Here is a 20,886-nt window from a genome sequence, read left to right on the forward strand (position 1 = left end):
GAATTCGTCATGGCTAAATTCGCGGCAAACTTGAGCATGATGTTCAATGATGTACCTTTCACAGAACGTTTTGCCCGTGCAGCCAAAGCTGGATTTAAAGGCGTTGAATATCTGTTTCCTTATGAAGTCGCAGCGGAAGAGCTTGCTGCCCTATTAAAACAGCATCAATTAACACAAGCTCTATTCAACATGCCCGCCGGAAACTGGGCGGCGGGAGAAAGAGGAATAGCCTCTATGCCTGGCCGTGAAAAAGAATTTGTTGAAGGTACACAAATAGCTCTGAAATATGCACTGGCTCTGAATTGCAAGCAAGTTCATGCCATGGCCGGGAAATTGCATGAACAATTCACACCAGAACAACAACGTGAGTGTTATATCAAAAACATTCGATATGCCGCTGATGTCATGGCAGAACATAACATCAACGTATTAATTGAACCGATTAATACTCGTGATATGCCGGGTTACTTTCTGACAACTCAGCATCAGGCTGAAACATTACTCAAAAAAATTGATCGGCAAAATGTTCTTATCCAATTGGATCTTTATCACTGCCAGATCATGGAAGGGGATTTGCTACGCACTATTGAACGTCTATGGGGAAAATTCAGTCACATCCAGATTGCCTCCGTGCCTGAACGCCACGAACCCGATAGCGGCGAAGTGAACTATCCGTGGCTATTTAGCAAACTGGATGAAATGGGCTATCAAGGGTGGTTGGGCTGTGAATATCACCCCGCTGGTTACACCGAAGATGGTCTGGATTGGTTGACCAAAGCACAGAAATAATCAGGAGAAGATATGCTTCCATCAGAGCGTAGAGACTTCATTTATCGCTATGTACATGAATATCGGACAATTTCTATCAGTACACTGGTTAAACTGATGAACGTCTCACATATGACAGTACGGCGGGATATCCGCACTCTGGAGGAGGAAGGAAAAGTCGTTAGTGTCAGTGGCGGTGTGCAACTTAGTGATGTTTTACGTCAGGAATTGCCTTGGAATGAAAAAGCCCAGCTTAATCATCGTCATAAGCGGGAAATTGGTCAATATGCAGTATCTATGGTTGAAGATGGACAAGTGGTCTATCTTGATGCTGGCACCACCACGTTTGAAATTGCCAGAGTCCTGGCTGAGCGTTTTAACCTCACTATCATCACGAACGATTTTTCCATTACCCAATATCTGATGAACAAACCCCAATTAAATCTGTTCCATACCGGGGGGCTAGTAGATAAGAGAAATCATTCCTGTGTTGGCCCTATCGCCGCTATGTTGCTTCGCAACTTAAATGTGGATATTGCCTTTATTAGCACCAGCTCATGGGATCTGGAGCATGGTGTCTCCACGCCGCATGAAGAAAAAGTTTTAGTCAAACAAGCAGTATTGGAAATCGCCCGCCGACGTGTTTTGGTGTCTGATAGCAGTAAATATGGCAAATACGGCATGTTTCGGGTCTGCCCGCTTTCGAGTTTGGATGATATTGTCTGTGATAGCCAGCTTCCGCCGAAAGTGCAGCAACAATTACGAGAACATAATCTGATATTACATACCGTCAGCGTATAAAGGATAAGAACCCTACTATACCCTATAACCTATAAGTAAATAGCCCAACGCTATTAAACAAGGAGAGCCACAATGAAAATGATAATCACTGGTGGAGCAGGTTTTCTGGGTCAGCAACTAGCCAGCGCTTTACTAAACAACAATCAAACATTAAATTTCGACCAACTCATATTGACCGATATTCAATGTCCTGTTTCACCCGTTAATGATCCCCGCGTTCAGTGTCTGGCACTGGATTTAACTCAATCAGGAGCCGCGGAAAAGCTGATCGATGAAAACAGTGCGGTATTATTCCATCTCGCCGCCATTGTCAGTAGTCACGCTGAAAGCGATTTTGATCTCGGCTTGCAAGTTAACTTTGATGTTACTCGCAACTTATTAAACGTTGCACGGGCTAAAAATCCAAAATTGAAATTTATCTTCACCAGTTCCCTGGCCGTATTTGGCGGAGAATTACCATCAACCATTACGGATCAGTGTGCGGTTAATCCTCAATCATCCTATGGCGCACAGAAAGCCATGTGTGAATTGATAATTAACGACTATTCCCGCAAAGGATATGTTGATGGCCGAGTACTTCGTCTACCGACAATCAGTATCCGCCCAGGTAAACCAAACAAAGCAGCCTCCTCTTTTGCCAGTGGCATTATCCGTGAACCTCTGCACGGAGAAAGCAGTATCTGTCCAGTTTCCCGCGATCTTACTTTATGGCTTTCCAGCCCTGAAACCGTGATCCGCAACTTTATACATGCAGCTCAAATTCCGGCGGAAAAATTTGGTCTTTCCCGCACAGTTAATTTACCGGGTATTAGCGTCACAGTTCAGGACATGATTGATGCACTGGCCGAGATTGCCGGGCAGAAAGCGGTGGATCTCATCCGCTTTGAACCAGACGAAAACATTAACCGTATTGTTGCCAGTTGGCCGGGTCACTTCGATATCAACCGTGGCTTATCACTGGGTTTTCATGTTGATAATACTTTCAGTGATGCAATCCGTGCTTTTATCTCCAATAACCTGTCCCAAGCTGGAGGCTAATTATGGAACACTACATTCCGGTCATTGGTCTGGGTATTGCCGTATTTACGTTGATCTTTCTGGTACTACGTACCCGTGTTCATGCTTTATTAGCAATGCTAATTGCCGCAGCGATTGCCGGGCTCACGGGTGGCTTAACCGCAGCAAATACCATTGATGTTATGACTAAAGGTTTTGGCTCCACACTGGGCAGTATTGGGATTGTTATCGGTCTAGGGGTCATGATGGGACGGGTGCTGGAAGTTTCCGGTGCCGCGGAACAGATAGCCTACAGTTTTATCAAATGGTTAGGTAAAAAACGCGAAGAGTGGGCATTAGCGATCACCGGTTATATCGTCAGTATCCCAATTTTCGTCGACTCTGCCTTTGTTATTCTCTATCCACTGGCAAAGGCTCTCGCAAAAAAGGGAAAACGTCATCTTCTAACGCTTGGCGTGGCCTTGGCCGGCGGATTGGTTGTTACCCATCACACTGTTCCGCCAACACCGGGGCCACTGGGAGTTGCTGGTATTTTCGGTGTAGATGTCGGTGCCATGATGTTAACCGGTATGGTTCTGGCGGTACCTTGCGTTATCGGCATTGTATTTTATGCCAAATGGTTAGCAGTAAAATATCCTGAATTTCAACCCATTGATGAAGCCGAAGAAGCTCAAGATCTACAAGCAATCCACCAATGCTACATGGAAGAGAAGGCGAACAAACCACTACCGAGCCTATTTCTTTCCCTGTTGCCGATTATTATCCCTATTGTTTTGATCTTCATTAAAGCCATTAATGGCCTGTTATTAAACACTGAAACTTTTACTGGACAAGAAAACAACTTCTATTTTCAGATATTCGATTTCCTTGGCGCACCAGTTATTGCCTTAGCCATTAGTGTATTATTGGCGGTTTATACCTTGATGCCAAAAGCCAATAAACATGAAGTCATTGACCGTCTGGAAGAAGGTTTACAGGCTGCCGGTATTATTTTATTAGTGACAGGAGCAGGCGGTGCGTTAGGCGCGGTATTGCGTGAAAGTGGTACCGGCACCATTCTGGCGCAATATGTAGCCAATCTTCCCCTAACACCGGTGCTGATTCCATTTATCATCGCAACACTGGTTCGCTTAATTCAAGGTTCCGGCACTGTGGCAATGATTACCGCCGCTTCTATTTCCGCGCCAATTATTAGTCAAATTCCGGGGATCAACATGTTGGTTGCCGCACAAGCAGCAACGATGGGTTCGTTATTCTTCGGTTATTTTAATGACAGCCTATTCTGGGTCGTTAACCGCATGATGGGAATCAAAGATGCCAAACAACAGATGATCGTTTGGTCAATACCAACCACTATTGCATGGGCGATTGGCTTGTGTGGTGTCATCATCTTGGATCTAGTGTTATAAATACCAAATCATTAGCAAAACTATCATTTAGCCTCCTTATAAGTGGGAGGGTGACTGCTCCTCGCCGTAAAAAACGGCGAGACTTCCCACTTCTCAGGCCGCAACCGTCGCGCTGGCCTCTGTGGGCAGAAACGACGAGTCCCGCCGCCTGTAATTCCAGTATGCCCTTATGCTGGATGTTGATCGGGGTAGTGACCGGGTAGCTGGTCGAGTAGCCAGAAGGCGCTTCCCCTCCTGGCTCTCACAGAACCGTACCTGAACCTCTCGATTCATACGGCTCTTATCGTTCAGCCCTGAGCCAGAATATACCAGTGTGCGAAAAGTCCCCGATTTTGCTGTTGCAATCTCTTTAGAAATTTTGCGCTTTTCCGGTAACTTCTGCTAAGTTTCTTGTATTTCTTTCGTGCCCAGCGCACAAGCGCAAAGTCAAGTCTCCGCACCAGCGGATACAGTTCTGACTTACCAAAGTGCTTGTAGTAGTTGAACTATCCCTTGATCACCGGATTTAAGGCCAGAGCAATTTCATGGGCATTATGTCCGCTCCATGTTTGAATTTTCCATTTCTTAATTCTCGTACCAATCCGCTTCAAGGCCTTCTTGCTGATCGCTGGAGCAAAACTTGTGAAGACTGCCCCCTGTTTTGCCATTGCCTTTCTCGGCCTGAAGGTGAAATCAAGAAAATCAAAGCTTATCCATTCATGCTTTCCTTATCGCGTTTTCTTGCCGGTAAAACTGCGTTAACTCCACGACTGGCAATTCGTATTGCCGCCGCGCTGGGAAGTACACCTGAGTTTTGGCTGCGTCTCCAGAACGCTTATGACCTGCGTCAGTTGGAAAATCAAATCGACACGTCCGGGATCGTTTTATATGGCGAACAGGACGAAATGTCGCAGGTCATCTCAAAGCTTTAAGCAATAGTAAATGCGGGGCTACGCCAGCCCTGCGTTTGTTGGCGGTTATCGCAGCTACCCGGTCACTACCCCTGATCGCGGCGTTGATATCACGATCATGTTCGACACCACAACAAGGACATCGCCAGATCCGCGCAGAGTATTGAGGCGTAATACTTGCCTGTTGCAGTGCGAGTGATTGTGATGCTTTTCACTTCCCCGTTAATTTCACAATGCAGCCGGGCTTCTACCGGCGGTAATTTCGGTATTTTGATTGCACCGTCAAGCACTCATAAGAAGCAAGTAAAATGCCTGAGAAGTTAAATACTCAGGCATAAAAAAGAATACTATTTTATATTGGAGATTCTTGCGGTGTTTTATATCGAGATAATGTTGATGAAAAATCACTTCCCGCACTTGTTACCTTACCAGTAACGACATTGACGGGTGATGACAATATCCCCGAACAATTATGGCAAGCAGCAAAATTATCTCCAGCTTGTTTAGTTGTTAATCGCTGAGTGAAAATAGATGATTTCAGCATATCCCGTATATATTCGCTTATTTTCCGACTTCCAATAATTTTCCCTACCTTTTTATCTTCTAAAATCAATAAATTATTCAGTGCCTGTACCTCTGCATGCAAACCAGCAATACCCGCCATCGTCGGTAATATACGGTCGTTGTTGATAATATGATTTCTGATCAAAGATTCTATTACTGGATGCAAAGGTGTATTTACCCTACCATACATATCTCTTATCCCTGAAATAAAGGACTCAATGTCAATAATCTTATAAGCTTCGGCCTCATCACTTTGTTGTATTTTCCATTCTCATTTACCTTCCACTATCGATAATTTCGGACGTTTAATCAGGTTAATACCCGGGAATAATTTTCCAGCGGCTAAATTTCTATTATTATCCTTAAAGTTGACAAATTCATCGTAATAATGACCATTATACTCGTATCCAGCATGAGCAGCGAAATTCTCCAAGGATTTCTTTGCATAAAGAAATTTTCCATCATAGACACCATTCGATTTTAAACCCGGTTTTGAGAAATTATGCTGCTTCGCTGGTTTCAATTGTCCAAATTCCCTTGAAGAGCTAAGGATTAATTGCGTTTTTTTACCAAAACCATCAAATTCAGGAATCTGTTTTTGATAAGCCGACATAACTGCTTTTGCATCAGGAAGATCCAAATGTAATGCATCCAATAACCTTTCATCCGCAGTTTTACCTTTGCCAAGTTTAGCTGTTTTTTCACGTATATCATTTTTGAACATTTTTAAACTCTCTATAATGATTGAAATTGGATACCTGAAATTATTATCAACGTCTTCCTGTTAAGGATGAAAAAATTCTTCTCGGTAATGCTATTAATCTAGACATTGCTCCTCCATTTCTCTGAGTAGCTATATTTCGATTACTACCCTGAGGAATATAATTCTGCCATAACGTTGGATTTTCGTCCCACGGCGCAATAACTTCCTTACCATCCCAATAAAAATGAATTCTTCCCACCAATCTCTCTCTATTGCGATAAGCATAACGCAATTCAGACGCGGTAACTGACTCACCTGGCCCTGCCTCCAGAGGAGTAGAACCTTTTGTTTTATTAACAACCTGTTCGATATTCAGGCCATCAAGAACAAAGTGTATTTTTGTTCTCCCATTACGGGCTGCCATTTCTATACCAAGCTTACTTCCTCTTTTCCAAAGTAATCTAGGTTCAAAGGTAAGCCATGTTTTGTTATAACAAACATGATAATAGTCAGAATTATACTTACTAGTTATTTCTTTAAATATTTTATACATGTTAAATTTCTTATTTTCACCTCCTATTTTAAAATAATCATTCCATAAAGGATATCTTCCTTTTTGCTCTTCAATAATATCTTTCTGTAAACTGTCTTTAACCTTAATATTCCTTGCATATTTTTTAGGATTTTTCACCAAATCTTCTGATTTTTTAGGTAATATCGTGGTGTCTTTAAAAATAACTCTAGATACTTCGTTATTATAAAAATCTATAATCATTGGCGTACTATCAGGATTCTTTGAATCAAAATTAGGATTAACATCTCTTATATACTTTCCCCTTTTAGCAGCAAGGCCATAAAACAGATCGCCATTTTCTTCACTGTAATTATCTTTCGCTACCCTAGGAGTATTATTCATCATCTGATTTAGATCCAACCCTGATCCTAACGGATTATTATCTATTTCATGCTGATCAATAGAATTCCCCAACGGTATTGAAGTTTTTTTCTTTTCTTTTTCACTATATTCACGTCCCATATTATCACCTTATAATTTTTTATAATAAATATATTAGGAATAAATAACATATAAATCCAAATATTATTGGCATTTAGACATAGATGATCATAAATGAATATAGTGTTATTCAAACCATTTAGCGTCAGATTTATACCCGTCATCTTTCAAGTTGCCTCTTTGTTGGCTGCACTCACTCACCCCGGTCACATCGTTATCTATGCTCCCGGGGATTCGCTCCCTTGCCGCCGCGATGCATCTTGAAATCCATAGGGTATAATCTGGTTATCCACTTCTTCTTTGCGGCTCATTTCGGCAAGTTATGGGCCGCTTTGTCGCTATTATCCCAATGAATATTATATTCATTTGTTTTTAATGAGATTTTATTCACAAATTATAGAGATAAATGAGTACTAAGAGGCGGGAAATAATTACCAATTAATCAATAAAGTAACGTTGTGATGTTAAATAAATTCATAAAGCAATGGAACTATCTGCCTTGTTAAGTGGTCATAAGCCTGTTGCTCATTCCCCTACAATTAAGGATGGAAATAATAATGGTGCTAAAACAACTCATCCCAGTTACTCTGATTTTTAGTTTATTGCCAACCGCTGCCCTCGCAGGAAAACCACAAAACTATCTCTACACTTCATCCGATGAGCTCGATCAATTACGTCCTCTGTTAGCACGTCAAGATATTGACGGTGTACAAGTTGTTTATTCCATTTTATCTTCAACAAGGCACAAAATATCAAGGCGGTTTAGTTGCACAGGTTGATAATCCCGGTGAAAATAAAGAGCAAGGTTATGGTTGGGTTGCTATTCAGTGGAATACAGCGTTGCGCAAACGCTATCAGGATCTGCTTTCTGAGCTGGCAAAAGAGTTTGATGGTCGTATTACCGGGATTAATCTACCAGAAACCACCGTTGATATTGACATGAAACAGGATAAGACCGGTTTTAGCCGTGACCGCTATTTTGCCGCCGAACTTGATAATATCAAATTTGCCCGCCAGGTATTTAAAAAATCCTACGTAGTACAATATGTTAATTTCTGGCCATGTGAATGGGATAACGATTATCAGTATATGTCTCGCTTTTTTAATTTCGCGTCGAAAAATAAGATCGGTCTCGGTGGCCCCGATATCGTGCCATATCAATCTGCTCAGATGAAAAACGCTTATCCCTTTTTCAATCGTTACAAAGGCAAACTGGATTTGGTGACAATGGCAGTTCAAGAACCAACACTGACCTACACCAACCCAAAAACTAAAAAACCCTTCACTAAGGAGGAGTTTACTAATTTTGCTGAAAACTACTTGGAGGCTAACATTATTTTTTGGAGTACCACAACACCATGGCTAAAGCAGTAAAGCAAAGGCCATGCAGATTTGTGCATGCACAATGGGCTGTGCCAAACACCAGACGAGGATGAATAGATAATGTCGAGCTTGTAGTACAAGTTGCTCCAAAAGGCGAGGAACAGTCCATTTTTCCTCACCACGACCAAACATTCACTCGGAATATTCAAATAAGAATTATAAATATGAATTTATCATTTAGGTACAGTGAAAAATCTTTATGATTATCTCCGCATAATAACGCGGAGCTTACAATAATCCTCTCCGCGTAGATAAATTTTAACTCATGTCATTAACTGAATCGATAAAACGATTAAGAACACTTGAGTGTGATTTAGACTTATAAATATAACATTGATTTGCTGCACCAGGTTTTTCAATGGGAACAAAGCTCAAAGCATCTCCTCCTTCCAATTCATCAGGATGAGAATCTGTAATAAATATATAATCTCTGGAATAAATGAAATTCATGCAGCATCCCATATTATCCATCTGACGCATATTTACTTTTCCACCACTTTGAATAACTTCTTCTTCCAAGTTTTTAATGAAGCTACTTTTATAAAGTACAGGATCGCATAGCCAAGTATTACTCTTTAGTAATTGCATCACATCGCCATTAGCAATATCTAATAACTCTTTTCGGCAGCAAATTCCCAATTCAGGCCCTTTTATTTTGCGAATGAGAAGAAAACGGTCACTTAGTATCTTTTCTGAGCTCAGAATGAGCGTATTGCCGTCATAATCCACTATTTCTTCAATGTTATCATAACTAAACCGGAATATATTTACCTGTGAGCTATTTCTGTCAGCTGCCTTATATAAATAAATAAGATGTTTGTTTTTCCCCCAATCGTAATAAATATTAACTATGTTACATATACTACCACTGATATGTTTTTTAGTTATTTCTTTTTCTTGTAAATAAAGATCTTTAAGATCATTATATAATTCTAAACCATCTTTAGTCAGACTCATCCCAAATTTCTCCCTTTTGAAAAGGCGCTTCCCTAATGTTGCTTCGAAGTCTTTGATTGATTTAGCTACTGGAGGAGTTGTACGGTTCATCACTCTTGCCGCTTTACTTAAAGAACCATTTTCCACCACTGCCATGAATGCTTCTAATTTACGAGAAAAAAACATAATTCACCGTTCCTATATAACTTGTGGCTAAAATAATTTCTTTGAAATAGCCTTCACCAAATGACAGCTAAATCAAGTTTGATACTGTGAAGGCATAAATTTTGTACAAAAAAACAAATACTTCTCAAACATATACCACATAAAAAAAGCGTATGTTCAATACATAGGTGGCTCAATAAACTCTATTATTCATGTTTATCATGGTTCAAAAATTAATCTCAACCAATCAACCATTAGAAAATATAAACATTACTAACGAGCTCAATTTTCTATCAAAGATTAGGATAGGGTTCTACATTTTTCAGTAATCAATTTTTGTAACACTAGAGATAAAAACGGTCTAACAGAGGCTTTTTCTCACTACAAATTATTATATTTTTCACAGCAAATTATAATATTAGGGGATCCGTTACTATTTCGTGCTGACCATTGTCAATAGTTACTTTTTAAGATCCATCTGTTATTATTGTTCCTGTGTCTTTTTACTGGATGGCTGTAAAAGATGAAATTTATCTCTTTTAATATTAATGGATTACGTGCCCGCCCCCATCAGTTAGCTGCGATCATCGAGCAACATCAACCCGACGTTATCGGTCTACAGGAAACAAAAGTCCATGATGACGCGTTTCCTTTAGAAGAGGTTGGGGAGCTTGGCTATCATGTATTTTATTACGGCCAGAAAGCCCATTACGGCGTTGCTCTGTTAACACGCCAGATGCCTCTTGCGGTGTATCGTGGTTTTCCAGGGGACGATGAAGATGCTCAACGCCGTGTTATCATAGCAGAAATGGAAACCCCACACGGGTTATTGACCGTTATTAATGGCTATTTCCCACAGGGAGAAAGCCGTGACCATCCAGTGAAATTTCCGGCAAAAGAGAAATTTTACCAGGATCTGCAAAACTACCTGGAGCAAAACTTAACCCCTCAATCACAAGTGATTATCATGGGTGATATGAATATCAGTCCGACGGATCTGGATATCGGAATTGGTGAAAACAACCAAAAACGCTGGTTAAAAACAGGTAAATGTTCTTTTCTGCCAGAAGAGAGAGATTGGATGGATCGCCTGAAAAATTGGGGTCTGGTTGATACATTCCGGCATCTCAATCCTGAATGTAATGACCAATTTTCCTGGTTTGATTATCGATCCAAAGGGTTTGATGATAACCGCGGATTGCGGATTGATTTACTGCTTGCAAGTAAACCCTTGGCGGAGCGCTGTATCGCAACAGGCATTGATTACAAAATCCGTGAGATGGAAAAACCGTCAGATCATGCCCCAGTTTGGGCAGAATTCGAAATTTGATATTCCGTTAACACCGAATATCAATCGTTTTTTTAAAATAATGCAATAATTGCTGCGCTCTATGGCGCAGCTGTTTTGGCATTTTTCGTTGCTTTTATTTTTTTCCCCTTTTTATCTTTCACTGGAAGTGGTGGTAAGTCACGAAAAGCGGTTAAATTACGGTTCTGTTTGGCCTGCAAAATTAATTGCCGCAATGTCTCCTCAAGTGGCCCCATGAAATCTTGATAGCGGAACTGTTTTTCACTGATTTGCGTTAACCGAGACTCCCAATGGGCGGTCATATCCGGTAAAGCGGCCATATCAGGCAATACATGGATCAACGCCCTACCCGCAGGTGTTGCATGAATATGACGCCCTTTTTTATAAAGAAACTCCCGTTTAAACAACAGTTCGATAATGCCAGCCCGCGTTGCTTCGGTTCCCAACCCATCTGTTGCACGAAGGACTTTTTTCAGCTCTTTATCCTGTACAAAACGGGCAATTCCGGTCATAGCAGAAAGGATAGACGCATCAGTAAATGGCTTTGGCGGTTGGGTTTGGCGCTCTACCACCTCTCCTCTTTCACACAATAATTCATCACCTTTAGCAACAACGGGTAATGGCGTTCCGTCATTCTCTTCATCACGCTCTTTATTACCAAGTAACGTTCTCCAACCTGCCTCAGCAAGAAAACGGGCTTTAGCAATAAATTTTCCACCCGCAATTTCCAATTCAATAACACATTTACGGAATATGGCATCCGGGAAAAATTGCATCAAATATTGTCGGGCAATCAAACCATAAATATTAGCCTCGTTATCCGTCAGATTTATATGGCTACTTCGAGCTGTAGGAATAATTGCATGGTGAGCATCAACCTTTTTATCGTCCCAACAACGATTCTTTCTATCTATTTCCAGTAACTCTTGTGGCAACAGATTTGTTGCGTGAATAGATATCGCATTAAGCACTGCATGACGACCGGCAAAGTGTTCATCCGGCAAATAACGGCAATCAGAACGGGGATAAGTAATTAGCTTATGTGTTTCATACAATCGCTGACAAATATCCAACACTTGCTGCGCATTTAGGCCAAAACGTTTAGCGGCTTCAATTTGCAAAGAAGATAATGAAAATGGCAAAGGAGCGACTTCAGATTCCCGTTTATCCTGATAAGAGATCACATAGGCTGGTTGACCGGTTATTCTGGCAACAACATGTTCAGCCAGAGGCCGGTGTATCAATCGCCCTTCTTCATCTAAAAAATCGATACAAGATTCACTTGGTTGCCAGATAGCGGTAAAACGTTCATCTTTCGGCGTAACAATATGCGCTTTCACCTCAAAAAAATCTTTGGGTACGAAATGCTCAATCTCTTCATCCCGACGAACGACTAAACCTAAAATAGGGGTCTGAACCCGCCCGACAGATAATACCCCCTGATACCCCGCATTGCGGCCAAGCAAGGTATAAGCACGGGTCATATTAATGCCATAAAGCCAATCAGCCCTAGCCCTAGCGAGAGCTGAAACACATAGCGGAACAAAATCCCGGTTATCTCTTAACCGATCAACAGCTCTGGTTACCGCTTGTGGATTTAGATCACTTATCAAGCAGCGGCGAACATTTTTCCGCCTCACAGCATCCAGTTTCAAAAAATCCAAAACCTCATCCACCAACAGTTGCCCTTCCCGATCTGGGTCACCGGCATGCACTATTTCATCGGCTTTTTCCAACAATGTCTGGACAATGTTGAGCTGTTTCTCAACAGAAGGTCGCGGTTTTAACTGCCATTTTTCAGGAATGATTGGAAGATCACCTAATGACCAACGAGCAAAACGACTGTCATAGGCATCAGGTTCCGCCTGTTCCAGCAAGTGCCCAATACACCAGGTAACAAACTGGTTATCTCCACAAGCGATAAAGCCATCACCACGGCGATGCGGTTTTGGTAGAACATCGGCAATCGCCCTGGCTAGACTTGGTTTTTCTGCAATAAAAAGCCGCATGGATATTATTCATTAACCTCAATGAGTACTCTGCCTGACTGTTGCTCAGACAATTCACCAATCGCGGTCAGTTCGATGCCATGACATCGTGCAATCGCTTTCACTTCGTCCATAGCTTCCGGTAGAACAGCCAATAGCAGGCCACCGGATGTTTGCGGATCACATAACAGTTTGCGCTGAAGTTCTGTCATTTCACCAATAAGATGACCGTAACTATCAAAGTTACGCCCAGTTCCCCCCGGAACACAACCCTTTTCAATATAGGATTCCACTTCCGGCAGTTTAGGCACTTTTGCAAAATGGAGAGTTGCCTGAACCCCCGATCCTGCACAAATTTCACTTAAATGCCCTAAAAGACCAAACCCGGTTACATCGGTCATTGCTGTAACGCCAGCCACCTCGGCAAAATCCATCCCCAAGTTATTTAAGCGACACATGGTTTCTATCGCAATTCCCTGATGTTCAGGTAACAGCAAGCCTTTTTTCTCCGCCGTGGCCAATACGCCAATTCCAAGTGGCTTTGTCAGAAATAGCTGGCTTCCCGCTTTCGCGGCACTGTTCTGTTTCACTCGGCCAATATTAACGATACCAGTTACAGCCAAACCAAAAATAGGTTCAGGTGCATCAATAGAGTGCCCTCCCGCCAGTACAATCCCAGCCTCTTTACACGCAGCCCGGCCACCTTCAATCACCTTACGGGCAATTTCCGGCGCCAATTTATCAATAGGCCATCCCAAAATAGCTATCGCCATAATAGGCTTACCGCCCATCGCATAAATATCGCTGATAGCATTTGTGGCAGCAATGCGCCCAAAATCAAATGGATCATCGACAATCGGCATGAAAAAATCTGTCGTACTGATAATGCCGGTATCATTGCCAATATCATAAACCGCAGCATCATCACGGGTTTCATTACCAACCAGTAAGTGAGGATCAAGAAATTTTTCCTGCTCACTATGTAGAATGGTTTCCAAAACTTTTGGTGAAATTTTACAACCGCATCCAGCACCGTGGCTGTATTGGGTAAGACGAACTTCCGTTGACATAACAGACCCCGTTACAAGTAGCTGACAAAATTGGTCATATCAGGCGCAGTAACCTTATTTGGTGCTTTTAGTGCAGGCGTTCCAAGGTAGAGAAAACCCACTATTTTGTCATGTTCATGACAACCCAAACCGGCACGCACGGTATTATCATCAGTCCATGAACCCGTACGCCAGATACCACCAAACCCTTGAGCCACAGCAGCCATTTGCATCGCATGCACCGCACAACCAGCTGAAACCACCTGCTCCCATTCAGGTATTTTGGAATTCTCAGCCACTTTTGCAATAACAGCGATGATTAATGGTGCACGATAAGGCGCATTTTTCGCTTTTTCTTCCGCCTCAGCACCAAGCTGACTATCAATGGCTGCTTGATGGAGTAATCGACTGAATCGCTCAATTCCTTCATCCTGCATGACAATAAAGTGCCACGGACGTAATGCACCATGATCAGGTGCTCTCATTGCCGCCGCCAGAATATGCTGTAATGCTTCACCTTGAGGTGCTGGGGTTGTTAAACGTGATACTGAACGTCTGTTCAACAAAAGTTCTAGTGCATCCATCTTTTCTCTCCTAAGTAATGTATTTTGGTATAAGCTAACATTTTCTGTTTATTTGTTAACAAATAAAAGCCCTAAAGCCGTCTTTTCAGGCAATATGCCACTATTTGAAGCTGACATTTACATGCCTGATCATTAGGATAGCTTCACTTGATCCTATTTTTGGAGATGATATGCGTATTTTATGGAAGTTGATCGCAAGATTATTTAAATGGAGTTGGCGACTATTAAATTTTATTCGAGAAGTCATTTCAAACCTGATTTTTATCATGCTAATTCTGTTTGTGGTTGGTGGTTTTCTGATTTACCAACAGACAGACAAAACGGCAGATAGTTATCAAGGAGCATTATATGTCAATCTCACCGGTATCATTGTGGATCAGGTCTCCAGCCGTACTCCATTGACTCAATTAGGCCGTGAGTTGTTTGGTACATCCAGCAATAAATTCCAGGAAAACTCCCTGTTTGATATTGTTGATAGCATTCGCCAAGCAAAAACCGATAACAAAATCACCGGTCTGGTGCTGAAACTTGATGATTTCATCGGCACCGACCAGCCATCCATGCAGTATATCGGTAAGGCAATTAATGAGTTTAAAGCTTCCGGTAAACCAGTTTATGCTATCAGTGATAGTTATAATCAATCACAATATTATCTGGCTACCTTTGCCGATAAAATCTATCTATCGCCACAAGGAACGGTTGGCCTTTATGGTTATTCAACCAATAACCTGTATTACAAATCCCTGTTGGATTCACTGAAAGTCACCGCGCATATTTTCCGTGTCGGGACGTATAAATCAGCCGTTGAACCAGTTATGCGTGATGATATGTCCCCCGCTGCCCGCGAAGCTGATAGCCGCTGGGTCAACGGCCTGTGGCACAACTACCTCAATACTGTCGCTACCAACCGCAAGCTTTCTGTTCATCAAGTATTCCCAGGCGCTGATGAGATGATTGCTAACTTACGTGCTGTTGGCGGAGACAATGCACAATATGCACTTAAATACAAACTGGTCGATTATGTTGCGCCACGCAATGTCATTGAAAATGATATGACAAAAGCCTTTGGTTGGGACGAGAAAAACCGTCACTTCAATGCTATCAGCATTTATGATTATGCACCGCAATTAGTAGAAGGCAGGTTATCATCTAAAGGTAATATCGCCGTTATTGTCGCACAAGGTGCAATCATCGATGGGCAACAGACTCAAGGCATGGTTGGCGGTGACACGACCGCCGCTCAAATCCGTCAAGCTCGTCTGGATGATAATATCAAAGCCGTTATTCTGCGGGTAAACAGCCCTGGTGGCAGTGTGAGTGCTTCTGATGTTATCCGCACTGAACTGGCTGCGCTACGTGCAACGAATAAACCCGTGGTGGTTTCCATGGGGGGAATGGCGGCATCTGGTGGCTACTGGATCGCGACCCCGGCTAATTACATCATCGCAAACCAAAGTACGTTGACGGGTTCTATCGGTATCTTCGGTGTCATTACCACTTATGAAAACAGTCTGGAACATATTGGTATCCACACCGATGGCGTTTCTACCACACCACTCGCGGGTATTTCTGTTACTAAAGGACTCAGCAAAGAGTTCTCAGCACTGATGCAACTTAATATTGAGAACGGCTATAACAACTTTATTGGCCTTGTTGCTACTTCACGCCATAAAACACGTGAAGAAGTCGATAACATTGCTCAGGGGCATGTGTGGACGGGTAATGATGCGAAAACCAATGGATTGGTCGACCAACTAGGGGATTTCGATGATGCGGTCACCAAAGCGGCTGAATTGGCGAAATTGGATAACCCTGAGCTTGACTGGATGCAACCTGAAATGTCATTCAGTGAGTTGCTGATGAACCAGTTGACAACAACCGCACAGGCTATCGTGCCGGAAGCAGTTCAAGCCTGGCTACCCGCTCCATTGGTGCAGGTAGCTCAGGAAGTGAAACAACAGAGTGAGTTCTATCGCCATCTGAATGATCCACAAAATCGTTATGCATTCTGTTTAAATTGCGGAGATGTTCGCTAAACAACCTATACCCAATGGATTTCAAGATGGATCGCGACGGCAAGGGAGAGAATCCCCGGGAGCATAGGTAACTATGTGACCGGGGTGAGCGAGTGCAGCCAACAAAGAGGCAACTTGAAAGATAACGGGTATAACAATGCATGATTCTAGTAATAACTCGATTAATTTAGCCTGACAGATGCCCTGTCAGGCTTTTTTTATTCTGCAATACTCCTATAATCCTGCTGATCTTTTTATGAGGTACAGTCATGCAGAAGAAATCTATTTATGTCGTCTATACTGGTGGAACCATTGGGATGCAACGCTCATCTCAAGGATACATCCCCGTTTCCGGGCACTTACAACGCCAATTAACAAAGATGCCCGAATTTCATCGACCGGAGATGCCGACATTCACCATCCGTGAACATCAACCATTGATCGATTCTTCTGATATGACCCCAGAAGACTGGCAATTTATCGCTGATGATATCCGAGAAAATTACCATGATTATGATGGGTTCGTGATCCTGCATGGTACGGATACAATGGCATTTACGGCATCTGCCCTCTCCTTTATGTTTGAGAATCTAGGTAAGCCAGTCATTGTCACCGGGTCACAAATCCCATTGGAAGCACTGCGCTCTGATGGGCAGACAAACTTGTTGAATGCGCTTTATCTTGCCGCTAATTACCCGGTTAACGAGGTCAGCCTGTTTTTCAATAATAAACTGTTTCGTGGGAACCGGACCGTCAAAGCACATGCCGACGGTTTCGATGCTTTCGCTTCACCAAACTGTTCTCCATTAATGGAAGCCGGTATTAATATTAAAACCTTCAATACAGATTCCACCTTTGCTAGTCACGGTAAATTTATTACCCATCAGATTACCCCTCAGCCCATTGGCGTAATCACCATTTATCCCGGCCTTTCCAGTCAGATTGTGAATAATATTTTGATGCAACCGGTTAAGGCTCTCATCCTGCGCTCATATGGTGTCGGGAATGCGCCTCAACACCCTGAATTATTAAAAGAGCTAAAACAGGCAACAGAGAGAGGGATCGTGGTCGTTAATTTGACTCAATGCATTTCTGGCCGAGTAAATATGGAAGGGTATGCAACGGGCCATGCTCTGGCTGAAGCGGGGGTGATAAGCGGCTACGATATGACTTTTGAAGCAACTTTAACCAAGTTGCACTATTTACTCAGTCAACCCTATGGCAATGAAAAAATTCGTTATTTAATGCAACAAAATTTACGTGGTGAATTAAGTTATGCTGATAAATAATCAAGGAAAGAGATGAAAACGGCCCTATTACTTATTGATCTACAGAACGACTTCTGTACCGGCGGCGCTTTAGCCGTAGAAGAGAGTGAACAAGTCATTGTTGCAGCAAATCAGGCAATTGCTATTTGTTTGAAACACAATATCAGCATTATTGCCAGCCAAGACTGGCATCCTGCTGAACATATGAGCTTTGCCGTAAATTCCGGCCAGAAGATCGGCAATATCGGTCTATTAAACGGTATTCCACAAGTATGGTGGCCGGTACACTGCGTTCAAAGTCAGCATGGCGCTGATTTTCATCCACAGCTAAACAAGCAGGCAATTGTTGAAATTTTCCACAAAGGAGAAAATCCACAGATCGATAGTTACAGTGCTTTCTTTGACAACGGCCATCAGAATAAAACCCGACTTGATGACTGGTTACAAACACAGCAAATTGAACGCCTGTTTATTATTGGGATCGCCACTGACTATTGTGTGAAATTTACCGCGCTAGATGCGCTGGCATTAGGTTATGAAACCTGGGTCATTACGGATGGCTGTCGAGGGGTTAACCTTAGTCCAAATGATAGCCAATCAGCCTTCAAAGAGCTAAAAGAGCAAGGCGCTATATTGATAGAACTTGATCAACTAGAAGATGCTCTTCTCTGATATCAATCCAAGGTCAGGCTGAGTCTTACACACTCAGCCTTTTCATATCTAATTTGCCAAAGATTATGGCTTGAATGTTGCCACCATTTTAGACTGAAAGATCGCTTTCAGTTCTTGTTTACTCTTCATCACCAACTGACCATCAGTACCAATCGTCATATGTTGCGGATCATGGTTATGCCTTGATTGCCATAGCATAATCATTTGCAAACTATGCTCTTTCTGCTCTACCGTTAGAGGCTCACCATCCTGCCATTTACCCAGTTCTACTGCCTGAACCAGGCGTTGATATATTTCTGGTGTCATTACAGATAACAGATCATCCAGTTCCATTGATATTTCCTCACTATTTTCCAGAATTAGCTGAAACGATTTTTTACGTAAACTAAGATTATGCCCGCAATAATAAAAACGATTAACCTACTGTTTTTTCGCCTGTATTTTCATCAATAAAGCTTAATGCAACCGAGTTGATACAAAAACGCTCTCCTGTCGGCTGCGGTCCATCAGGGAACACATGCCCCAAATGAGCGTTACAATGACCGCAACGAACCTCAATACGATGCATATTGTGACTATCATCATCAAGATACTGCACTGCATCATGAGTGGCAGGCTGGTAAAAACTCGGCCAGCCACAACCAGAATCAAATTTAGTGTCGGACATAAATAACGGCTGCTCGCAGCACAAACAATGATACACGCCACTTTTCTTATTATGTAGCAATTTCCCTGAAAATGGCGGCTCTGTCCCGGCATTCTGGGTTACGTGACGCTGAATATCAGTTAGTTCTTTATAAAGGGAAACATCAGGATTCTTAGTCATAACGACCACCTTAATAATAAGACTCATGTTCTCAATAAAATTGATTAATAATAACAAAAAATTAACATTACATCAGTGGAATTTATTTTAAGTGGTTAACTGAATCTGTCTATACCCTATGGATTTCAAGATGCATCGCGACGGCAAGGGAGCGAATCCCCGGGAGCATAGATAACGATGTGACCGGGGTGAGTGAGTGCAGCCAACAAAGAGGCAACTTGAAAGATAACGGGTATATCCTACTATTTGTGATGTGACTCGCATATCTAACCAATTAACTTTCAATATCTGTCTGCACCTTGATAATGATGGGCGGCTCGATTGCCAGTACCCTATAGCAAGCGTCTAAATGATGAACTCAAAGCTAATGTTTTTCAGCTATTGACACGATTCCGCTTGACGGCTGGCAAGGTTTTGGTAACTTTAGTAATAATTTTTAATTCACTAAAAAATAGCTGGTGGAACACTATGACTATCAAAGTAGGTATCAACGGTTTTGGTCGTATTGGCCGTATTGTTTTCCGTGCTGCACAAGAACGTTCAGACATCGAAATCGTTGCAATCAACGATTTGCTCGACGCCGAATACATGGCTTACATGCTGAAATACGATTCAACTCACGGTCGCTTCAACGGCACTGTTGAAGTAAAAGACGGCCACCTGATTGTTAACGGCAAAGCTATCCGCGTTACAGCAGAAAGAGATCCAGCTAACCTGAAATGGAATGAAGTAGGTGTTGATGTTGTTGCAGAAGCAACAGGTATCTTCCTGACTGACGAAACTGCACGTAAGCACATTGCCGCTGGTGCGAAAAAAGTTGTTCTGACCGGCCCATCCAAAGATGACACGCCTATGTTTGTTATGGGAGTTAATCACAAAACTTATGCAGGCCAGGAGATCGTTTCCAATGCTTCCTGTACCACTAACTGTCTGGCACCGCTGGCTAAAGTTATCAATGATAAATTCCGCATTGTTGAAGGTCTGATGACCACTGTTCACGCAACAACGGCAACCCAGAAAACAGTTGACGGTCCTTCTGCGAAAGATTGGCGTGGTGGTCGTGGCGCTGCTCAGAATATTATCCCATCATCCACCGGCGCGGCTAAAGCTGTGGGTAAAGTTATCCCTGAACTAAATGGTAAGCTGACTGGCATGGCTTTCCGCGTTCCTACTCCTAACGTATCTGTTGTTGATCTGACTGTACGTCTGGAAAAACCAGCTACTTATCAACAAATCTGCGATGCAATCAAAGATGCGGCTGAAGGTGAACTGAAAGGCGTTCTGGGTTACACCGAAGATGATGTCGTATCTAACGATTTCAATGGCGAAAAACTGACTTCTGTATTTGACGCAAAAGCAGGTATCGCTCTGAACGACAACTTTGTAAAACTGGTTTCCTGGTACGACAACGAAACCGGTTACTCTAACAAAGTTCTGGATCTGATTGCTCACATCTCCAAATAACTGAGTAATTACTTTGTCTGAAAAGAGCTGCCCTCCCCCGGCAGCTCTTTTGTTTCAATC

Annotated in this window: 22 protein-coding genes and 2 pseudogenes; 12 read left to right on the forward strand and 12 right to left on the reverse strand. The window is 42.4% G+C overall.

Annotation, left to right across the window (positions count from 1 at the left end; translation table 11 throughout):
• Positions 1 to 9: 9 nt before the first annotated feature.
• The 4 genes from otnI to CKY02_RS01015 all read left to right on the forward strand — a co-directional run bounded on the left by otnI (position 10) and on the right by CKY02_RS01015 (position 3,995).
• Complete coding sequence (otnI, locus tag CKY02_RS01000; RefSeq protein WP_112893885.1) at positions 10 to 789, forward strand: 2-oxo-tetronate isomerase; 780 nt, start codon at positions 10 to 12, stop codon at positions 787 to 789.
• Between the two features lie 12 nt (positions 790 to 801).
• Complete coding sequence (locus CKY02_RS01005; RefSeq protein WP_112893886.1) at positions 802 to 1,569, forward strand: DeoR/GlpR family DNA-binding transcription regulator; 768 nt, start codon at positions 802 to 804, stop codon at positions 1,567 to 1,569.
• Positions 1,570 to 1,641: 72 nt separating this feature from the next.
• Positions 1,642 to 2,607, forward strand: a complete 966-nt coding sequence (denD, locus tag CKY02_RS01010) for a D-erythronate dehydrogenase (RefSeq protein WP_112893887.1) — start codon at positions 1,642 to 1,644, stop codon at positions 2,605 to 2,607.
• Positions 2,608 to 2,609: 2 nt separating this feature from the next.
• Complete coding sequence (locus CKY02_RS01015) at positions 2,610 to 3,995, forward strand: GntP family permease (protein ID WP_112893888.1); 1,386 nt, start codon at positions 2,610 to 2,612, stop codon at positions 3,993 to 3,995.
• 112 nt (positions 3,996 to 4,107) lie between these two features.
• Here the strand turns inward: CKY02_RS01015 and CKY02_RS01020 are convergent.
• Positions 4,108 to 4,176: pseudogene (locus tag CKY02_RS01020) on the reverse strand (RNA-guided endonuclease InsQ/TnpB family protein); the annotation flags it as partial.
• A 352-nt stretch (positions 4,177 to 4,528) separates the two neighbouring features.
• Between CKY02_RS01020 and CKY02_RS26500 the strand changes: the two are divergent.
• The gene (locus tag CKY02_RS26500; protein ID WP_338015616.1) at positions 4,529 to 4,906 is read left to right on the forward strand and encodes a HigA family addiction module antitoxin; all 378 of its coding nucleotides are present in this window, start codon (positions 4,529 to 4,531) and stop codon (positions 4,904 to 4,906) included.
• Here CKY02_RS26500 and CKY02_RS26585 read toward each other — a convergent pair.
• The 5 genes and pseudogenes from CKY02_RS26585 to CKY02_RS01045 all read right to left on the reverse strand — a co-directional run bounded on the left by CKY02_RS26585 (position 4,890) and on the right by CKY02_RS01045 (position 7,188).
• Entirely contained in the window at positions 4,890 to 5,075 is a 186-nt protein-coding gene (locus CKY02_RS26585) for a zinc ribbon domain-containing protein (RefSeq protein WP_420800715.1), read from the reverse strand. The two genes, CKY02_RS26500 and CKY02_RS26585, sit on opposite strands and share 17 nt — an antisense overlap.
• Positions 5,035 to 5,175: pseudogene (locus CKY02_RS25410) on the reverse strand (RNA-guided endonuclease TnpB family protein); the annotation flags it as partial. The gene CKY02_RS26585 and the pseudogene CKY02_RS25410, both read right to left, overlap by 41 nt.
• 62 nt (positions 5,176 to 5,237) lie before the next feature.
• Positions 5,238 to 5,711, reverse strand: a complete 474-nt coding sequence (locus CKY02_RS01035; RefSeq protein ID WP_338015619.1) for a YwqJ-related putative deaminase — start codon at positions 5,709 to 5,711, stop codon at positions 5,238 to 5,240.
• A gap of 9 nt (positions 5,712 to 5,720) precedes the next feature.
• The gene (locus tag CKY02_RS01040; protein ID WP_112893891.1) at positions 5,721 to 6,173 is read right to left on the reverse strand and encodes a hypothetical protein; all 453 of its coding nucleotides are present in this window, start codon (positions 6,171 to 6,173) and stop codon (positions 5,721 to 5,723) included.
• A 46-nt stretch (positions 6,174 to 6,219) separates the two neighbouring features.
• Positions 6,220 to 7,188, reverse strand: coding sequence for a hypothetical protein (locus CKY02_RS01045; protein WP_112893892.1), 969 nt, complete (start codon positions 7,186 to 7,188; stop codon positions 6,220 to 6,222).
• A 93-nt stretch (positions 7,189 to 7,281) separates the two neighbouring features.
• Between CKY02_RS01045 and CKY02_RS24210 the strand changes: the two genes are divergently transcribed.
• Positions 7,282 to 7,431: a hypothetical protein gene (locus tag CKY02_RS24210; RefSeq protein WP_162119946.1), complete on the forward strand. Its 150-nt coding sequence runs from the start codon at positions 7,282 to 7,284 to the stop codon at positions 7,429 to 7,431.
• 441 nt (positions 7,432 to 7,872) lie between these two features.
• Positions 7,873 to 8,541 carry a hypothetical protein gene (locus CKY02_RS01050; RefSeq protein ID WP_338015617.1) on the forward strand — a complete coding sequence of 223 codons (669 nt, stop codon included), beginning with the start codon at positions 7,873 to 7,875 and terminating at the stop codon, positions 8,539 to 8,541.
• Between the two features lie 267 nt (positions 8,542 to 8,808).
• Here CKY02_RS01050 and CKY02_RS01055 read toward each other — a convergent pair whose 3' ends face one another.
• On the reverse strand, positions 8,809 to 9,672 hold the full coding sequence (locus CKY02_RS01055) for a helix-turn-helix domain-containing protein (RefSeq protein ID WP_112875830.1): 864 nt from the start codon (positions 9,670 to 9,672) through the stop codon (positions 8,809 to 8,811).
• Between the two features lie 502 nt (positions 9,673 to 10,174).
• Between CKY02_RS01055 and xthA the strand changes: the two genes are divergently transcribed.
• On the forward strand, positions 10,175 to 10,981 hold the full coding sequence (gene xthA / locus CKY02_RS01060) for an exodeoxyribonuclease III (RefSeq protein ID WP_112893893.1): 807 nt from the start codon (positions 10,175 to 10,177) through the stop codon (positions 10,979 to 10,981).
• A 59-nt stretch (positions 10,982 to 11,040) separates the two neighbouring features.
• On the opposite strand, the gene CKY02_RS01065 is transcribed toward xthA, so the two are convergent.
• Genes CKY02_RS01065 through CKY02_RS01075 form a run of 3 tightly spaced genes read right to left on the reverse strand, consistent with a single transcriptional unit; the run spans position 11,041 to position 14,581 of the window.
• Positions 11,041 to 12,969: a DNA topoisomerase III gene (locus tag CKY02_RS01065; protein WP_112893894.1), complete on the reverse strand. Its 1,929-nt coding sequence runs from the start codon at positions 12,967 to 12,969 to the stop codon at positions 11,041 to 11,043.
• A gap of 5 nt (positions 12,970 to 12,974) precedes the next feature.
• On the reverse strand, positions 12,975 to 14,018 hold the full coding sequence (selD, locus tag CKY02_RS01070) for a selenide, water dikinase SelD (RefSeq protein WP_112893895.1): 1,044 nt from the start codon (positions 14,016 to 14,018) through the stop codon (positions 12,975 to 12,977).
• 11 nt (positions 14,019 to 14,029) lie between these two features.
• Positions 14,030 to 14,581, reverse strand: a complete 552-nt coding sequence (locus CKY02_RS01075; protein WP_112875826.1) for an NAD(P)H nitroreductase — start codon at positions 14,579 to 14,581, stop codon at positions 14,030 to 14,032.
• A gap of 170 nt (positions 14,582 to 14,751) precedes the next feature.
• Here CKY02_RS01075 and sppA point away from each other — a divergent pair, with 170 nt between their 5' ends.
• From sppA to pncA, 3 genes are all read left to right on the forward strand, one after another.
• Positions 14,752 to 16,617: a signal peptide peptidase SppA gene (sppA, locus tag CKY02_RS01080; RefSeq protein WP_112893896.1), complete on the forward strand. Its 1,866-nt coding sequence runs from the start codon at positions 14,752 to 14,754 to the stop codon at positions 16,615 to 16,617.
• Between the two features lie 248 nt (positions 16,618 to 16,865).
• Positions 16,866 to 17,885 (forward strand): asparaginase, encoded by a 1,020-nt coding sequence (gene ansA, locus CKY02_RS01085; protein WP_112875824.1) that lies wholly within the window; start codon positions 16,866 to 16,868, stop codon positions 17,883 to 17,885.
• A gap of 12 nt (positions 17,886 to 17,897) precedes the next feature.
• Positions 17,898 to 18,536 (forward strand): bifunctional nicotinamidase/pyrazinamidase, encoded by a 639-nt coding sequence (pncA, locus tag CKY02_RS01090; RefSeq protein WP_112893897.1) that lies wholly within the window; start codon positions 17,898 to 17,900, stop codon positions 18,534 to 18,536.
• A gap of 63 nt (positions 18,537 to 18,599) precedes the next feature.
• Here the strand turns inward: pncA and CKY02_RS01095 are convergent, their stop codons facing one another.
• Entirely contained in the window at positions 18,600 to 18,869 is a 270-nt protein-coding gene (locus CKY02_RS01095) for a YeaC family protein (protein ID WP_112893898.1), read from the reverse strand.
• Between the two features lie 82 nt (positions 18,870 to 18,951).
• Positions 18,952 to 19,362: a peptide-methionine (R)-S-oxide reductase MsrB gene (gene msrB / locus CKY02_RS01100; RefSeq protein ID WP_112893899.1), complete on the reverse strand. Its 411-nt coding sequence runs from the start codon at positions 19,360 to 19,362 to the stop codon at positions 18,952 to 18,954.
• A gap of 468 nt (positions 19,363 to 19,830) precedes the next feature.
• Between msrB and gapA the strand changes: the two genes are divergently transcribed.
• Positions 19,831 to 20,826, forward strand: a complete 996-nt coding sequence (gene gapA, locus CKY02_RS01105; RefSeq protein ID WP_112893900.1) for a glyceraldehyde-3-phosphate dehydrogenase — start codon at positions 19,831 to 19,833, stop codon at positions 20,824 to 20,826.
• The last annotated feature ends 60 nt before the right edge of the window (positions 20,827 to 20,886 follow it).

It is taken from the genome of Photorhabdus bodei, assembly GCF_003287735.1.
Classification (GTDB): Bacteria; Pseudomonadota; Gammaproteobacteria; order Enterobacterales; family Enterobacteriaceae; genus Photorhabdus; species Photorhabdus kayaii.

What these genes read in the sequence shown, in the direction of transcription:
- otnI (WP_112893885.1), top strand. Translation starts at nt 10, where the DNA reads ATGGCTAAATTCGCGGCAAACTTGAGCATGATGTTCAATGATGTACCT.
- CKY02_RS01005 (WP_112893886.1), top strand. Translation starts at nt 802, where the DNA reads ATGCTTCCATCAGAGCGTAGAGACTTCATTTATCGCTATGTACATGAA.
- denD (WP_112893887.1), top strand. Translation starts at nt 1,642, where the DNA reads ATGAAAATGATAATCACTGGTGGAGCAGGTTTTCTGGGTCAGCAACTA.
- CKY02_RS01015 (WP_112893888.1), top strand. Translation starts at nt 2,610, where the DNA reads ATGGAACACTACATTCCGGTCATTGGTCTGGGTATTGCCGTATTTACG.
- CKY02_RS26500 (WP_338015616.1), top strand. Translation starts at nt 4,529, where the DNA reads ATGTCCGCTCCATGTTTGAATTTTCCATTTCTTAATTCTCGTACCAAT.
- CKY02_RS01040 (WP_112893891.1), bottom strand. Translation starts at nt 6,173, where the DNA reads ATGTTCAAAAATGATATACGTGAAAAAACAGCTAAACTTGGCAAAGGT.
- CKY02_RS01045 (WP_112893892.1), bottom strand. Translation starts at nt 7,188, where the DNA reads ATGGGACGTGAATATAGTGAAAAAGAAAAGAAAAAAACTTCAATACCG.
- CKY02_RS24210 (WP_162119946.1), top strand. Translation starts at nt 7,282, where the DNA reads ATGAATATAGTGTTATTCAAACCATTTAGCGTCAGATTTATACCCGTC.
- CKY02_RS01055 (WP_112875830.1), bottom strand. Translation starts at nt 9,672, where the DNA reads ATGTTTTTTTCTCGTAAATTAGAAGCATTCATGGCAGTGGTGGAAAAT.
- xthA (WP_112893893.1), top strand. Translation starts at nt 10,175, where the DNA reads ATGAAATTTATCTCTTTTAATATTAATGGATTACGTGCCCGCCCCCAT.
- CKY02_RS01065 (WP_112893894.1), bottom strand. Translation starts at nt 12,969, where the DNA reads ATGCGGCTTTTTATTGCAGAAAAACCAAGTCTAGCCAGGGCGATTGCC.
- selD (WP_112893895.1), bottom strand. Translation starts at nt 14,018, where the DNA reads ATGTCAACGGAAGTTCGTCTTACCCAATACAGCCACGGTGCTGGATGC.
- CKY02_RS01075 (WP_112875826.1), bottom strand. Translation starts at nt 14,581, where the DNA reads ATGGATGCACTAGAACTTTTGTTGAACAGACGTTCAGTATCACGTTTA.
- sppA (WP_112893896.1), top strand. Translation starts at nt 14,752, where the DNA reads ATGCGTATTTTATGGAAGTTGATCGCAAGATTATTTAAATGGAGTTGG.
- ansA (WP_112875824.1), top strand. Translation starts at nt 16,866, where the DNA reads ATGCAGAAGAAATCTATTTATGTCGTCTATACTGGTGGAACCATTGGG.
- pncA (WP_112893897.1), top strand. Translation starts at nt 17,898, where the DNA reads ATGAAAACGGCCCTATTACTTATTGATCTACAGAACGACTTCTGTACC.
- CKY02_RS01095 (WP_112893898.1), bottom strand. Translation starts at nt 18,869, where the DNA reads ATGGAACTGGATGATCTGTTATCTGTAATGACACCAGAAATATATCAA.
- msrB (WP_112893899.1), bottom strand. Translation starts at nt 19,362, where the DNA reads ATGACTAAGAATCCTGATGTTTCCCTTTATAAAGAACTAACTGATATT.
- gapA (WP_112893900.1), top strand. Translation starts at nt 19,831, where the DNA reads ATGACTATCAAAGTAGGTATCAACGGTTTTGGTCGTATTGGCCGTATT.